At 52.6% G+C, this 15,358-nt stretch carries 10 protein-coding genes; 5 read left to right on the top strand and 5 right to left on the bottom strand.

What is annotated here, in order from left to right; genetic code table 11:
* Positions 1-69 precede the first annotated feature (69 nt).
* Positions 70-2,064, top strand: coding sequence for a glycogen debranching protein GlgX (gene glgX, locus JIG40_RS12955; RefSeq protein WP_199465448.1), 1,995 nt, complete (start codon positions 70-72; stop codon positions 2,062-2,064).
* A 51-nt stretch (positions 2,065-2,115) separates the two neighbouring features.
* On the opposite strand, the gene JIG40_RS12950 is transcribed toward glgX, so the two are convergent.
* Positions 2,116-3,084: an arginine deiminase-related protein gene (locus tag JIG40_RS12950; protein ID WP_199465447.1), complete on the bottom strand. Its 969-nt coding sequence runs from the start codon at positions 3,082-3,084 to the stop codon at positions 2,116-2,118.
* 174 nt (positions 3,085-3,258) lie between these two features.
* Between JIG40_RS12950 and JIG40_RS12945 the strand changes: the two genes are divergently transcribed.
* From JIG40_RS12945 to JIG40_RS12935, 3 genes are all read left to right on the top strand, one after another.
* A complete protein-coding gene (locus JIG40_RS12945; RefSeq protein ID WP_020329613.1) occupies positions 3,259-3,519 on the top strand; it encodes a hypothetical protein in 261 nt (86 codons plus the stop codon).
* A gap of 90 nt (positions 3,520-3,609) precedes the next feature.
* Positions 3,610-5,463 carry an ABC transporter ATP-binding protein gene (locus tag JIG40_RS12940; RefSeq protein WP_199465446.1) on the top strand — a complete coding sequence of 618 codons (1,854 nt, stop codon included), beginning with the start codon at positions 3,610-3,612 and terminating at the stop codon, positions 5,461-5,463.
* A gap of 96 nt (positions 5,464-5,559) precedes the next feature.
* Positions 5,560-6,264, top strand: coding sequence for a hypothetical protein (locus JIG40_RS12935; protein ID WP_024375322.1), 705 nt, complete (start codon positions 5,560-5,562; stop codon positions 6,262-6,264).
* 54 nt (positions 6,265-6,318) lie between these two features.
* Here the strand turns inward: JIG40_RS12935 and JIG40_RS12930 are convergent, their stop codons facing one another.
* Both JIG40_RS12930 and JIG40_RS12925 read right to left on the bottom strand, forming a co-directional pair.
* Positions 6,319-7,065 (bottom strand): phosphatase PAP2 family protein, encoded by a 747-nt coding sequence (locus JIG40_RS12930; protein WP_199465445.1) that lies wholly within the window; start codon positions 7,063-7,065, stop codon positions 6,319-6,321.
* A gap of 181 nt (positions 7,066-7,246) precedes the next feature.
* Positions 7,247-9,124, bottom strand: coding sequence for a PhoX family phosphatase (locus JIG40_RS12925; RefSeq protein WP_199465444.1), 1,878 nt, complete (start codon positions 9,122-9,124; stop codon positions 7,247-7,249).
* A 306-nt stretch (positions 9,125-9,430) separates the two neighbouring features.
* Between JIG40_RS12925 and fdhF the strand changes: the two genes are divergently transcribed.
* Positions 9,431-13,561, top strand: coding sequence for a formate dehydrogenase subunit alpha (fdhF, locus tag JIG40_RS12920; protein WP_199465443.1), 4,131 nt, complete (start codon positions 9,431-9,433; stop codon positions 13,559-13,561).
* A 46-nt stretch (positions 13,562-13,607) separates the two neighbouring features.
* On the opposite strand, the gene JIG40_RS12915 is transcribed toward fdhF, so the two are convergent.
* Complete coding sequence (locus JIG40_RS12915; protein ID WP_199465442.1) at positions 13,608-14,444, bottom strand: arginase family protein; 837 nt, start codon at positions 14,442-14,444, stop codon at positions 13,608-13,610.
* A gap of 6 nt (positions 14,445-14,450) precedes the next feature.
* On the bottom strand, positions 14,451-15,185 hold the full coding sequence (locus JIG40_RS12910) for an IclR family transcriptional regulator (protein ID WP_020329606.1): 735 nt from the start codon (positions 15,183-15,185) through the stop codon (positions 14,451-14,453).
* Positions 15,186-15,358: the final 173 nt, after the last annotated feature.

The following is a 15,358-nucleotide window of genomic DNA, read 5'->3' as shown; positions in this document are numbered from 1 at the left end:
AATACCAGCAAAGCCTTTTACTTAAAACGGTGGTTACTGCTAACTCAATAACAAAAACGACTGCTTACGATGAAAACGACCTGCTCTCGCCCGTACCCTTTAGGTGCAACTCTTGATCCAAATGGATGCAATTTTGCGGTTTATGCCCCGGCAAATAAGGATTTGCTGTTGGCGTTATTTCACGCTGACGGCAGCTATGAAACTCACCCGCTGGAAAGCGAATACGCCAGTATACAGCACACTTATGTCGAAGGCATAAAAGCAGGGCAAAAATACGGTTTCATCGTCCAGCACGGCGATGACTTGCTGTGCTTATCCGACCCGTATGCTAAGGCGTTGGACAAGAGCCTCACCTACGAAGTTCCGTTCAAGCCTGCCAGCAGTTTTGATTTGGCCAAATGCGTCGTCATCGATACCCAGTTTGACTGGCAGGATACCCCGAAGCCCGAACGACCACGCGAAGAAATGGTGCTGTTTGAAACGCACGTCAAAGGCGTGACCAAACAGAATCCGGAGGTAGAGAAAGGGCTGCAAGGCACCTATCTTGGCCTCATCAGCGAGCCGATGCTGACCTTTTACCGCGAGCAGAACATCAATACGCTGCAACTGTTGCCGATTGCCGCCTGCATGCATGAGCCACACCTGCTTGAAATGGGTAAAGTGAATTACTGGGGTTACAACCCTTATGTGTTCATGGCGCCGGATTCCCGCTATGCCCGGCACGATGCCGTGACTGAACTCAAAACCACCATTCGTGAACTGCATAAGCAGGGCATCGAAGTCATTCTTGATGTGGTGTATAACCACACAGCCGAAGGTGGTGAAGATGGGCCAATTTTCAACCTCAAGGCGCTGGATCCGCACTACTACCTGCAGCACGGTCCGCACTTTGCCAACTTTACCGGCTGTGGCAACACGCTTGACCTCTCCTATCAGCCCTCGCTTACGCTGGTGATGGACACATTACGCTACTGGGTCAGCGAATATCATATCGACGGCTTCCGTTTTGATTTGGCCGCGACACTGGGCCGTAATGGCGACGATTTCAGCCGCGATGCCGCCTTTTTCAAAGCGGTGGCACAAGATCCGATTCTGCGTCAGGTCAAACTGATTGCAGAGCCCTGGGACATCGGTCCGAACGGCTATCAAGTGGGGAATTTCCCCTTCGGCTGGAATGAAACCAACGACAAACTGCGCGACATCACCCGCAGCTTCTGGCGGGGCGATCAGGGATATCTGAAAGAATTTGCCACCCGGCTGATGGGTTCACGCGATCTCTACAGCGCGGCGAACTGGCCATACAAACTGACGGTGAACTACATCACCTATCATGACGGGTTTACCTTGCAGGATCTGGTGTCGTACAAGCTCAAGCACAACGAAGCGAACGGTGAGCAGAACCGCGACGGGCACGGTGATAACCGTTCAGACAACTACGGGGTTGAAGGTGAAACGGACAATATGGTGGTTCGCACCATCCGTGAACGGCAAAAGCGCAACTTCATGGCCAGCTTGTTGTTTGCATTCGGCATCCCGCACATTCTCACCGCGGATGTGCTTTCACATACTCAGCAAGGTAACAACAATGCTTACTGTCAGGACAACGAAATCAGTTGGTTAGACTGGAGCTTGTCTGAGCGCAAAACCTATTTTAAAAACTGGTTATCGGAAATGGTGTCCGCGCGCCAAACCTATATGGTGCCGTTTATTCGCGCTTTCAGCGGTGAAGAACGCAACTTTAACCGCATTTTCTGGCGCCGAGTGGATGGCAGTCTGATGGAACACGATGACTGGAACCGTCTGTGCTCAGTCGCGCTACACATCGGCATCGGTGAAGATGGTCAGGAGTTACTCTATCTGATCAACCAAACCAATGCACCAGCGCGTTTTAAACTGCCGAATGATCGGGGGCAGGAGTGGCGCATCATTTGCGATACCAATATGCGTAACGTGCAACCAGGGCATGCGGAAGGCGAAGTGCTGCAGTTGCCGGTTTCGATGACCATCATGCATTATCAGCCCAAGAAGAAAGGCCGGACACGCAATCTGAAAGGGACAGCGTAAGCATAAAAAACACCGCATCAGCGGTGTTTTTTATTGTCAGGACAAGTGATGCTATTTGAGCGCAGGCAGAAACACTTCGCCCAACATACAGCGCACACTACCGCCCCCGATATCTTCGATGGTTTTCACATTGAATGGCAGCAGTTTGCCATGACCGGACAGCTGCAAACGCTGGCTGGGCGTAAACGCGTCATACGCTGACTGAGACATCGCAATCAGCTTGTCGCCTGACGCATTTTCCAATTGAAGAATGTTGCCACAAAAGCGGTTCATCTGCTCAAGCGTAATCGAGATCACTTGCTTGTCTTTCGCCAGCGATTTCACCACAAAGCGACGTTCAAACTCAGGGATCACTTCGTCGCAGATCACACAGAAGCTCTCCCCCACCGCCATCATCACGTTAGTGTGATAAATCGGCTGGCCGGAAGGCAGAACGGTTTGAAACGACACAACGCGTGAATAACCGATGCGCTGTGCATAATCTTCCAGCACTTCGCGGTCACAACGTTGTGACAACGCGGCATAAATCGTTTCATTGACATGATCCATGACCATCACGCCGGTGCTTTCCAGAAACGCACGCTGCTCCTGATATTCAACCAGACTGTCACGCAGGCGCACCTGGCGACCCGCTTGTTGCAGCGCCGCTATTAACGCTTGTGGCCTAACTTCCTGCTGGCGGTTTGCGCACGCCATCGGAAAAGTAAAGAATCTACCATCCGCCGTGGTACTGAACCAGTTGTTGGGAAACACCGCATCCGGAGTCTCGACATCCGACAGTGGATAATCAAACTCCACGACCTGAACCCCTTCGCGACGCAGGTTCGCCACCATGTCGGTGTATTCTTGCATCGCCTGAGCCCGAACCTGTTCATCGCTGAGTGCGATTTGATGCTGAAACTCATTATCTTTGGCGGTTTCGGCGTTGTATTTAAACTCTTTCGGCGGCACCATCACCACACAATTTGCACTGTGAGAGCGGAGCCATTCGGCTTCAATTCGCTGTTGTTCCATTAACATTTGACGATTCGTTTCCTTAACTCGAATAGGCAAATTGTAAGCATATTGTTAAACAAAAAATCACTGATTTTGAGAATAGTTGCGCCGCAGAATTTTTGTTTTCACTGACATTTATAAAATTGGCAGAAATATTTACTGACCACATTCACAACAAGGCCAGAATATGCGCACTTTATGCCGCATTTTCTGGAAATATTCACCAGCACCATCGATGCACAGCAAAGCGGGCAGTGGATATTCCTGTTCTGCCGCCCGCCGTTATTCCTGATGCGCATCTTTTCATCAATTCAGGTTATACTGGCCGAACTTGGCCGAACAATCTGTTGCATATTTGTTTGGCTATTTGCCCGCTCGCTGCAACTCACACATAACAATCCAGACGTCGTAATGAAACCAGAGATGGGCGACGTGCTCTTCACCATCACTCAACCATGAGGCTGGAGAGTACACAATCCCCGGCTCTGGCGACTGCACATCGCTGGGCGATAACTCGTACAAAGAACGGGACACAGATAAGGACTCTTCATGTATAAAAAGTTTGAAAGCTTTACTCAGGCTTTCCCTCAGGACGAGCCACAGCGTCCGCCAAATACGCTGTGGGCATTCTGCCGTCATTACACAAAAGGTTACGAAAAGCCGCTGATGGTGATGGCGCTGCTCAGCACCACCATCGCGATCATTGAAGTCTCTCTGTTTGGCTTTATGGGACAGCTGGTCGACTGGCTGTCAACCAGCAATCCGGAGACGTTTCTGGAGGAGAACCGCCACACACTCATTGGCTTGTCGCTGCTACTGTTGGTCGGGATGCCGATTCTGGTCTCGATTTACTCGCTGCTTATCCACCAAACCATGCTCGGCAACTACCCGATGTCAATCCGCTGGCTGGCGCACCGCTATTTGCTCAAGCAGAGTTTATCGTTTTATCAGGATGAGTTTGCTGGCCGTATTGCCACCAAAGTGATGCAAACCGCGCTGTCGGTACGCGAAACCGTAATGAAAACCCTCGATGTGTTTGTCTACGTCGCGGTGTATTTCACTGCCATGGTGGTCATGTTGGCACAAGCCGACTGGCGACTGATGATACCGATGCTGCTTTGGCTGGTGGCCTACATCATGATTCAGATTCGCTTCGTGCCCAAGCTGAAAAAGGTATCGGCCGAGCAGGCCGATGCCCGCTCACTGATGACCGGACGCATCGTAGACAGCTACACCAACATCGCCACGGTTAAACTGTTCTCTCACAGCCGCCGTGAGACCGAATACGCGGAAGAGGGCATGGAAGGTTTTCTCGATACGGTCTACCGCCAAATGCGCCTGGTGACCGGGTTTAATATCTGGGTGGAAATCTCTAACTACATTTTGGTGTTCACCATTGCAGCGATGTCGATTTATCTGTGGATGACCAGCGCGATCACCGTTGGCGCGATTGCGATTGCCATCAGTCTGGCGCTGCGCATCAACGGGATGTCGAAGTGGATCATGTGGGAAGTGGGTGGCCTGTTTGAAAACATGGGCACGGTGGTCGATGGTATGCACATGCTGTCTAAACCGATCGCCATTCAGGACAAGCCGAACGCCAAAGCACTGCAAGTGTCACAAGGTGGCATCGAGTTCGACGATGTCAGTTTCCATTACGGTGAAAACAAAGGCGTGATTGATCATCTCAACCTAACCATCAAACCAGGTGAGAAAGTTGGTGTGGTTGGCCGCTCGGGCGCCGGTAAATCGACGCTGGTTAACCTGCTGCTGCGCTTTCACGATGTAGAAAGCGGGAGCATCCGTATCGATGGGCAGGATATCTCCGCAGTGACTCAGGACTCGCTGCGCAGTGAAATTGGTATGGTGACGCAGGATACCTCACTGCTGCATCGTTCGATTCGCGACAATATTCTCTACAGCAATCCAACCGCATCAGAAGACGATTTGCTGCGCGCAACCCAACAGGCACACGCCCATGAGTTTATCGAAAATCTTACTGATCCGTTCGGTAATGTGGGTTATGACGCTCAGGTGGGTGAACGCGGCGTGAAACTCTCCGGCGGCCAGCGTCAGCGCATCGCGATTTCGCGCGTACTGCTGAAGGACGCACCTTTGCTGGTGTTGGATGAAGCCACATCCGCGCTCGACTCAGAAGTCGAAGCAGCGATTCAGGAAAGCCTGAATGAGTTGATGCAGGGCAAGACGGTGATTGCGATTGCACACCGCTTGTCGACTATCGCGGCCATGGATCGCCTCATTGTGCTGGATAAAGGCCAAATCGTCGAACAAGGCACCCACCAGCAACTGATCGATCACAACGGTATCTACGCGCACCTGTGGGCACACCAGACCGGTGGTTTCATCGGCTGTGACGATGATAACGAGGCAAATGTTGCCTGATCCTCAAGCCGGAGCGTTGCTCCGGCTCTTTTCCCTTGGCGTAATTTCTCTTAAAATTCCGCTCATTGTCATTAATCAACATCATCTATTTTTGCTATGAACAAGAGTCTTATCACCAACTTAGCGGCCCTGGCGTTGCTGGGTGCCGGCTATACGCTGGACAACACCTTTGCCTATTACGCAGGCCTGTTTGCCTTCTCTGGCGCCATCACCAACTGGCTGGCCATTCACATGTTGTTTGAAAAAGTGCCGGGACTGTACGGCTCAGGCGTTATTCCGGCGCGCTTTGAAGCCTTCAAAGCGGCCATCAAAACCCTGATGATGGAACAGTTTTTCACCGAGGCGAACATCGACCGATTCCTCAATCAGGAAATGGCCGGCGATAAAACCCTCAACCTCGAACCTGTGATTGCCAAAGTGGACTTCAATCCGACCTTTGACTCATTAGTTGAGGTGATCAGCAACTCTTCATTTGGCGGCATGCTGGCGATGTTTGGCGGCAGCGAAGCACTGCAACCACTCAAACAGCCATTTGTGGAAAAAATGCAGGAAGCGATGGTTGAAATGAGCCAGAGCGAAAACGTCAAATCGGCCCTGAAAGAGCAGTTGGAATCTCCGGCCATGATGAGCGAAATTCAGGGCAACATCGAGAACATCATCGACCAGCGTTTGAGTGAACTGACGCCGAAACTGGTCAAAGAGATGGTGCAGAAGATGATCAAAGAGCATCTGGGCTGGCTGGTGGTTTGGGGCGGCGTCTTTGGTGGCCTGATCGGTGTGATTTCCGCATTCATTGCCTGATAACTTTGAGACATAAAAAAATGGGCCGCAAAGGCCCATTTTTTTATCGTCATTCTAGCGGGATTGAACCCTGCTAAGCAGCTTAGTGCTAAAAGCGTAACGTCTCGGCACCAGAATATAAAGCAGCCCGACCAGCAACGCCGCGCCAAGCAAGTCCGCCGGACGATGCATGCCCAGCCACAGACGAGAAAATCCGATACTGCAGCTCCACATCAGCAGCACAGCCGCGCTGATACGGCGCTGTTGCTCAAGCAAAATACCGCCGAAAAACACTAAGCACAGAGTGGCAAATACGGTATGGCCCGATGGAAATGAGTAGTCCATTTCCTTCTTCCAGTTTGCCAGGCGGGTTGGCGACACTCTGGCCGCTATCTCATTCATTACAGCCAGTTTTTGTTCAGTGTCCAGCTTATAAAAATGCTCCGCCGAGGGCAGCACCAGCGCCTGAGTCATGGCTTCGGTGTACGGACGTGGGCTTTCAGTCAGCGCTTTGATGCCTGTTTTCAGCCCCATCGCCAACACCAGTAAAACACCGAGTTGAATGGCTTTGTTCAGCCACTCCGTTTTGCTGGCACGCACGCCCCAGCCCGTCCAGAGCAGCAGTAAGATTAACGTGAAGACAACGCCCTCTTTACCGGCACTATTGGTCAGCAGAGACAACGCCTGAGCGAGCTTCTCATTGGTCAGTTGCAGGAAATCCAGCCTCATGCACGCCGCCGAAATGGGCGCCAGAATCAACACAAATAACACCAGCAACGTTAAGCCGGATTTCTGATCATGGAGTCGTTGTTTTAAAAGCATTGGCATTCACCTCGTCGCAGAGCGGCTCAGTGTAATCCAATCAAAGGAAAAATCTATCAAACATCTGTCAATTTGGTTTCAAATCCGTTTGAAAATCGGCGGTTTATACCTAAAAAAACATCCCGGAAAGTGGCTTGAAACTTTCCGGGATGAACAGGTTAAGACTGAGAGTTAAGGTAGATTATGCGCCGATCACGCCGCCATCTTCGCGAGTGATCATCATGACCGTAGAGCGTGGCTTAGTACTGCCACCCGCCGGGAAGTGCGAAGGCGCACCTTCTTCGCCCGGATGCTGCACACCCACAAACATGGTTTTGTGATCCGGTGAGAACGCCAGACCAGTGATTTCACACGCCACAGGACCTGTCAGGAAGCGCTGCACTTCACCCGTAATCGGGTCGCCGCACAGCATCTGGTTGTTGCCCTGACCCGCGAAATCGCCTTTGTTTGAGTAGTTACCATCGGTCAGAATCCACAGACGACCGGCATTGTCGAAGCCAAGACCGTCCGGGCTGTTGAACATATTGTTGGCATTGATGTTATCGCTGCCCGCGTACAGGTCGCCGTGATGCAACGTTGGGTTACCCGCAATCAGGTACAGATCCCAGGCAAACATCTCAGCCGTGTGATCACCATGCACTGGCATCCAGCGCAGAATTTGGCCGTAGTTGTTCTTCGCACGTGGGTTCGGACCACCCACTGGCTGGCCTTCTTTCACGCCGCGGTTCTTGTTGTTGGTCAGCGTACAGAACACGTGTTTGTTGTCTGGGTGGATAGCAACCCATTCCGGACGGTCCATGGTTGTCGCTCCCACGTGAGTGGCTGCGCGACGCGCAAAAATCAGAACTTCAGCCTGGTTTTTGAAGCCATTTTCCGGCGTCAGGCCGTTCTTACCGAATGTCAGTTCAATCCAGCGCCCCTGACCTTTCAGCTCTTTGTCCTGCATGTCGAATTTCGCCACATACAGCGTGCCCTCTTCCAGCAGCTTACGGTTAGCGGCATCGTTGCCTTTCTGGTAACGGTTTTTCGATACGAAGCGGTACAGGTGCTCACCACGCTCGTCGTCACCCAGATACACAACCGCATAGCCGTCGCTGTTGAGCGTAAACGCTGCGTTTTCATGTTTGAAACGGCCCAGTGCGGTACGTTTCATTGGCGTTGAATCCGGATTGTGCGGGTCGATTTCCACGATCCAGCCAAAACGGTTTGGCTCATTCGGGTTCTTCGTCACATCAAAACGCTCATCGTGCTGATGCCATTTGTAATCACTTGGTTTCGCTTCGATACCGTAACGCTTCTGGTCCGCCGTAACAGAACCCTCTTCGTTCGCACCGAAGAAATCATCAAAGTTCTCTTCACAGGTCAGATACGTGCCCCAAGGCGTCTGACCGTTTGAACAGTTGTTGAAGGTGCCCAGCGCCAGTGTACCTTTTGGATCGGCCTTCGTTTTCAGCCATTCGCTGCCTGCGGCAGGACCTGTGATTTCCATTGGCGTATTGGCAGTAATACGGCGGTTACGCTGACCTTCACGATCAATCATCCACTTGCCGTTCTTGCGCACAATTTCAACCACAGTCACACCGACCGCCGCCTGTGCTTTACGCACGTCGTCAGCCGTCATCGCATCACCTTTGTGGTCGAACAGGTATTCGTAGTTGGTGTATTCGTTGTTGATCGCCATTACCGCGCGATCGTCACTGATAGGGAAGAAGCTCATGCCGTCGGTGTTATCACCAAACTGACGCTCCTGCGCACGTGAATCTTGTTTACCGCTTTGGTCAAATGCAGGTGCGTCAGCGAAAATCGGGTCGCCCCAAGACATCAGTGGTGTGGCTTTATAGCCTTTTGGTACTACAACCATGTCTGCCGTTGACGCAGGAACCGGCTCAAAGTTCAGCAGAGAAGATTGCGGTTTCGCTGCGACCGCTTTCGCGACCGGGTTTAAAGTAAGAAATGCGCCAGCACTGACTGCGGCACTACCCGCCAGGAAGCGGCGACGCGATAAACGCGCTTCAATCATTTCGCTAAACTGTGAATCTTTCTCATCACGGTTCCACATGAGCTTGCTCCTTTACTTTCGTAATTTTTATTGTGTGTTGCATCAATGCAAATTGATGATGGCTCAGGAGCTTAGCGCCATTAAATGACTGATAAGTGAAGATTGTGTTGCTGAATGATGACAATTGTTTCAGTGATTTGGGAGATCAGTCGCTGGAATGCTGGCCAGCATTATTTATACTTCCTTAATAACCACAATTTTTATGCAGACTTTGCGAAGGTAAAGCACGCAGCGGTATTCTTCACACTTGCCATTCGCATAACAAAGCCAGTCGAGTTGCACCTAACCCGTGCCAGAGAGGTATCTATGCAAGTGGTCGTCAATGGCGTTGCCTATCCGTATCAGAGCGGGCAAAGCCTGTTTGAATTTCTTCAGTCGATCCGCATCGACGTTCCACATTTATGTGCCACCAGCCACCAAGCTGACAAGCAACATTGCGATTTGTGTGTGGTCGAGGTTGAACAGCTCGGTATCGTGCGAGCCTGTGAGCGCATGCTACAGCCACAAATGGTGATTCATACCCACAGCGACACACTGTATCAGGCGCGCCAATCCGCGCTGAAGCGACTGCTCTCCGACCACAATGCCGATTGTGAGGCTCCGTGCCAAATTGCCTGCCCGGCGCACGTTGATATTCAAAGCTACCTCCATCACATCGCGCAGGGCGATCACCACAAAGCAGTGGAAGTGATCAAACGCCACCTGCCGCTGCCCGCATCGATTGGCCGTGTTTGTCCGGCTTTTTGCGAAACCGAATGTCGCCGCACTCTGGTGGATGAACCCGTGGCGATTCGTCAGCTCAAACGCCACGCCGCAGACGTCGACAGAGCAGCCCAGCCATTTCGTCCCATCGTTCCTCTCGGTAATGGCAAACACATTGCGATAATAGGTGCAGGACCCGGCGGGTTAGCGTGTGGTTACTATCTGCGTCTGGCGGGTTTTTCCGTGACGATATTTGAAGCCATGCCTAAACCCGGCGGCTGGCTGCAATATGGCATTCCGGAATATCGCCTGCCCAAACAGATACTGGATCAGGAAATCGACCTGCTATGTCAGACTGGCATTCAGATCCTGTGTAATCAGAAAACGGGCCAGGATTTCACTCTTAAACAGCTCCAGCAAGAGTATGACGCGGTATGTGTCGCCATCGGTGCTGGTTTGGCAGTTAGCGCTCACTATCCCGGCAGTGACCTGTCGGGGTGCTATCTCGGGGTGGACTACCTCAAAGATGCGGCAACCGAACGCACACTCACTACTGGCAAGCAGGTCGCGGTGATCGGCGGCGGAAATACCGCGATAGATTGTGCCCGCACGGCGCTGCGCCTTGGGGCAAACGTCACGCTCATCTACCGTCGCACTGTCGATGAAATGCCAGCCGAAGAGTACGAAATTGAGGCCGCCGCACACGAAGGTGTGCAGTTCTGTTTTCTCACCCGCCCGGTCGAGAACCTTGCCGATGCACAAGGCCGTGTACGTGCGGTTCGATTGGAAACCATGACGCAAGGCGAGCCGGATGAGTCGGGACGTCGCCAGCCCTTACCAACCGGAGAGTTTCGTGAACAGTCGTTTGATACTGTGATTTCAGCCTTATCGCAAACTCCCGATCTCAGCCTGTTTGGCGCGGAGCTTGATGCCGTGCCCTTGTCCCGCAAACACACCGCCGAGGTCGATGAGTACACGCTGCATCACTTTGACAATATTTACGCTATCGGCGACTTTCGCCGCGGCCCGGCGACCGCGATTGAAGCCATCGCCGACGGCAAACGCGCGGCCGATGCCATCACAGAGCGCTTGCTGCTCGGTCCGCGTCCTCCAACCGCCACACGTTTTACCAGCCGCAAAGCGGACACGCTCAGCCTCGTCAAACGCAGTGAATATCGTCTCGAAGCCAAGGGGCGGCGCATCAGCTTTCCCCATCTGCCCAGCTTGTATCGACGCAAAAACTTCTCGGAAGTGGAAATCGATCCCGGCGAACTGGCGGCCCGTCTGGAAGCTGACCGCTGTTTGGAGTGTGGTTGTCAGGTGAATACTGATTGCCGCTTACGCGACTACGCCACCGAACATCAACTCAGCGCATCTGCTCTGGATTGCGACGATAAGCAGCGCTTTGCTGTCGATAAGAGCAGCGAATTCATCGTGTTTGATGCCAACCGCTGCATCAGCTGCGGTGCCTGTGTGCAGACATGTCAGGAAGAAACCGTACACGGGGCACTGCATTTTTCCGCCTCACAAAGCCGGCCGATGTTTCATGATGGCAAGCTGATGGGAGACTCCAACTGCGTGCAGTGCGGGGCGTGTGTGCAGGTGTGTCCGACGGGTGCTCTGGTCGATAAACGCGACAAATCCCATGCTCGGGTCGAAATGCTCAAGCCGGTCAAAACCGTTTGTACCTACTGCGGGGTTGGCTGCAAGGTAGTGATGTATGTAGACGAGAAAGCCAACCGCGTGCGTTACGTCGAGGGCGATAAAGACTCGCCCGTCAATCAAGGCATGTTGTGCGTCAAAGGCCGCTTTGGTTTCGATTTCATTCACAGTCCACAGCGCCTTACTCAGCCGTTAATCCGGCGCAATGGCGAATTGCAACCCGCCCGTTGGGACGAAGCGATAGCCCTGATCGCCGAACGTTTTCAACATATTAAACAAGTACATGGCAGTGATGCGCTGGGCGGTTTCTCCTCGGCTAAGACGACCAATCAGGATAACTACCTGTTTCAGAAACTGATGCGCCGCGAGTTGGGGACCAACAACGTCGATCATTGTGCGCGGTTGTGCCATGCCTCCACGGTCACAGGATTGGAGGCGTCCCTTGGCAGCGGAGCCATGACCAACGACATCGCCAGCATTGCCTACTCCGATGTCATTTTTATCATCGGCTCCGATACCACGGCCGCCCACCCGATCATCGCGTCGCATCTCAAGCAGGCCATTCAGCACGGCGCGCGGCTGATTGTCGCCGACCCGAAACGCATCGAGATGGCCGATCACGCGACACTGTATGTGGCACAGCGCCCCGGTACCGATGTGATGTTGCTCAACGGCATCATGCAACAGATCATCATTCACGCCTGGTATGACGAAACTTATCTCCGCCAACGGGTCGATGGTTTTGATGAGCTGATTATGGAGGTGATGTCCGACCGCTACCTGCCCGAGAAAGTTGAGCTGGTCACAGGCGTGAAAGCGGCCGATGTGGTCAAAATCGCCGAGATGATTGGTACCGCGCGCGTCACCGCCGTCTATTACGCGATGGGCATCACTCAGCACACCACCGGACACGACAATGTGCGTTCGATTGCCAACCTGCAAATGCTGTGTGGCAACATCGGCGTGGAAGGTGGCGGCATCAACCCGCTGCGTGGTCAGTCGAATGTGCAAGGCGCCTGTGACATGGGCGCCCTGCCCGGCGACTACCCCGGCTATCAAAAAGTCACTAACCCGCTGGTGCAGGCCAAATTTGCGCAAGCTTGGCAGTGCGATCATCTGCCCAACACGCCCGGGTTAACCCTGACCGAGATGATTGATGCCGCGGCCACCCAGCAACTGCGCGGTTTGTATGTGATGGGCGAAAACCCGGTGCTGAGCGATCCTCATCAGGCGCACGTCATCGACGCACTCAACACGCTCGATTTTCTCGTGGTGCAGGACATTTTTCTGTCGGAAACCGCAGCGCTGGCGGACGTGGTGCTGCCGTCCTGCTCATTTGCAGAAAAGCAGGGCCACTTCACGAACACCGAACGCCGCGTGCAGGCACTGTCACCCGCGATTAAGCCACCGGGAGAGGCGCGCGAAGACTGGCGCATCACCACAGATATTGCTAATGCGCTCGGCGGCAACTGGCATTATCAACATGTTGAGCAGATCCAACAGGAGATTTGCTCAGTCACGCCGCAATATGCCGGTATGGATTGGCAGCGTATCAGCGAAGGTAGCCTGCAATGGCCGTGCAATGAGCAAGCGCCGAATGGCACGCGTATTCTGCACCAAACCAGCTTTAAACGCGGTCGCGGCGAGATGGTGGCAGTCCCGTTTGAATACGCCGCAGAGTTGCCGGATGACGATTATCCGCTCATTTTGACCACCGGCCGTCTGCTGGAGCAGTTCCATACCGGCACCATGACACGCAAGACCCAAGGTCTGGATCAGCGCGCGGGACCGCGCATCATGATCAGTGTGCAAGATGCAGAGCGGCTCGGGATCCACAATAGCGAGCGGGTTCGCCTCTGCTCACGACGCGGTGAAATCGAAGCGCCTGCGTTTGTCACCAAGCGCATGCAAGCGGGTGTGGTGTTCGTGCCATTCCACTTTGCGGAATCCCCCGCCAACCGCCTGACGTCAGAGGCGCGCGATCCGACCGCTAAAATTCCGGAGTTTAAAGTGTCCGCAGTGCGGCTGGAGAAAATAGCCCCGATCACCACATTGATACCGTTCAGGTCTTAGAAAAGTAAAAGCCACCCAATCGGGTGGCTTTTACTGCACTCAATCTTTAGTAAGTTTGAGTGACTTCGGCAGACAGGCTACACAACTCGTCGACAATCTCCTTGGTCTGTTTGGAGTAGATCAGTTTGTCTTTGGCACCGACGAGCTGAATCATTTTCATTTTGCCGGACATCACCGCTTGGCGGATAGCGCGCAGCACCAGCTGATTGTCGAGAATTTTATGTTCGTCCAGGCCATTGCCTTGGACTAAAGAGGCTAGATCCACAGAGAGCACCAGTTGATCGCAGTGTTCAATGTAGTGGCTCAATTGGCTTTTAAGCTGACTACGATTACGGAAACTGCACTCTTCCTCGGTTAACCAATCACACCCTAAATCTTCCGCGTATTCCCAAATTTGGCTCGGCACTCGCTCTGCATCGATCCCTAAGCAGAACAAACGCGCATTGGAAAAACGCGACAAGGCGAAATGGTAAACGGAGCCCACTTGTGGATCTAAGGTCTGTTTCAGTTCGAAATCATGACCGATATGAATAATGCCAATTTCCTCATTATCCAACGCCAGTACAGGCAGTACGTTGAGCAGAAGCTCATGGCAGTTCGCCAGCACAACCGGCACAGAACTCAGAGCCAGATGACGGCTCAGAATATCCTGATAACGAACATCCGACGCATCCGCTAACACCAGATGCCCGGCATCGGCGTAGTTCGGATTGGACTGTTGTTGATACAGCCAGTCGGAAGCGAATTCTAAACTTTGTTGAGCAAATTCAAACTCTACGCGTGACATCGGTTTTACACGTTCACACACGGTCATGAACGTAAAAGCAGAGATGTGTGGAACCGCAGTACGGTTCAGACGGTAGCGTTTAAATAAACTTAACATGATGAATTACCTTTCTGGTGGCAACGCTCGCGCGGCCTGCAACACATGTAAAATGATCCGTTGTTTGTGAGTTTCGACACGATGGGCAGGAGCCATCACCGAAATTGCACCGATCAACTTACTCCCTTTCATCACCGGAGCACTGATCCCCGACACTCCGGGGTCAATTTCAGACGTACTCACGGCATATCCGTGTCGGCGTATTTTTTCCAGCTCGGTTTGCCATTTTTCCATTCGGTGATCTTCACCGAAATAACGCAGAATCTTTTCACAACGCTGCGCAGGCATATACGCCAACATAACTTTGGATGAGGCGCCACGAAGCAGGGGTTGACTTTGACCCTGGACGAAGCTGCATCGAAGCGCCTGCATACTTTCTTTCTGGCTGACACACAGTGCGCGGTAACCGACTGGCACCATGTACGCCGCCATTTCACCAGTCTGCTTTTGCAATCGGCTTAACACCGCATCGACCGCATCAAGGTTGTGCTGGCTGGTTTCGTAACTGCGCATCAGAAGAAGGGCCGCAGAACCGATGATCAAGGTTTTGTCATGCGGGCTCTCTTCAATCAGGTTCCACTCTTTCAGCAGTTTGAGATGTCGGTACAAACTGCTCAGTGGCACCTGCAATTGCTCACTTAATGTTTTGGCCGAAACCGGCTCGTCATTCACCGCGACCTGCATCAGCAGTTGCAGTGATTTCTCGTTAACTTGATTCGCAGATTGTTTTATTTCGCTCATGACTGCTTTTTTAGCCTTTATCGTGTTTCAGCTCAAACTTGAATTCTTATATATCGAGAATTTAATTCGAATTAAAGGATTGCATTCTCACCAAGTGAGAAAACAACTTAAATTGGCTAAATTGAACGAATTTTTTTGGCGAAAAAAGCGTTGAAGAGTTATGCAGAAAGCGG

The sequence above is a fragment of the Vibrio sp. bablab_jr001 genome, assembly GCF_016464285.1.
Lineage (GTDB): Bacteria > Pseudomonadota > Gammaproteobacteria > Enterobacterales > Vibrionaceae > Vibrio > Vibrio fluvialis.
Note: the sequence above shows the minus strand (reverse complement) of the source record. Positions and strands in the feature narration are given on the sequence as shown.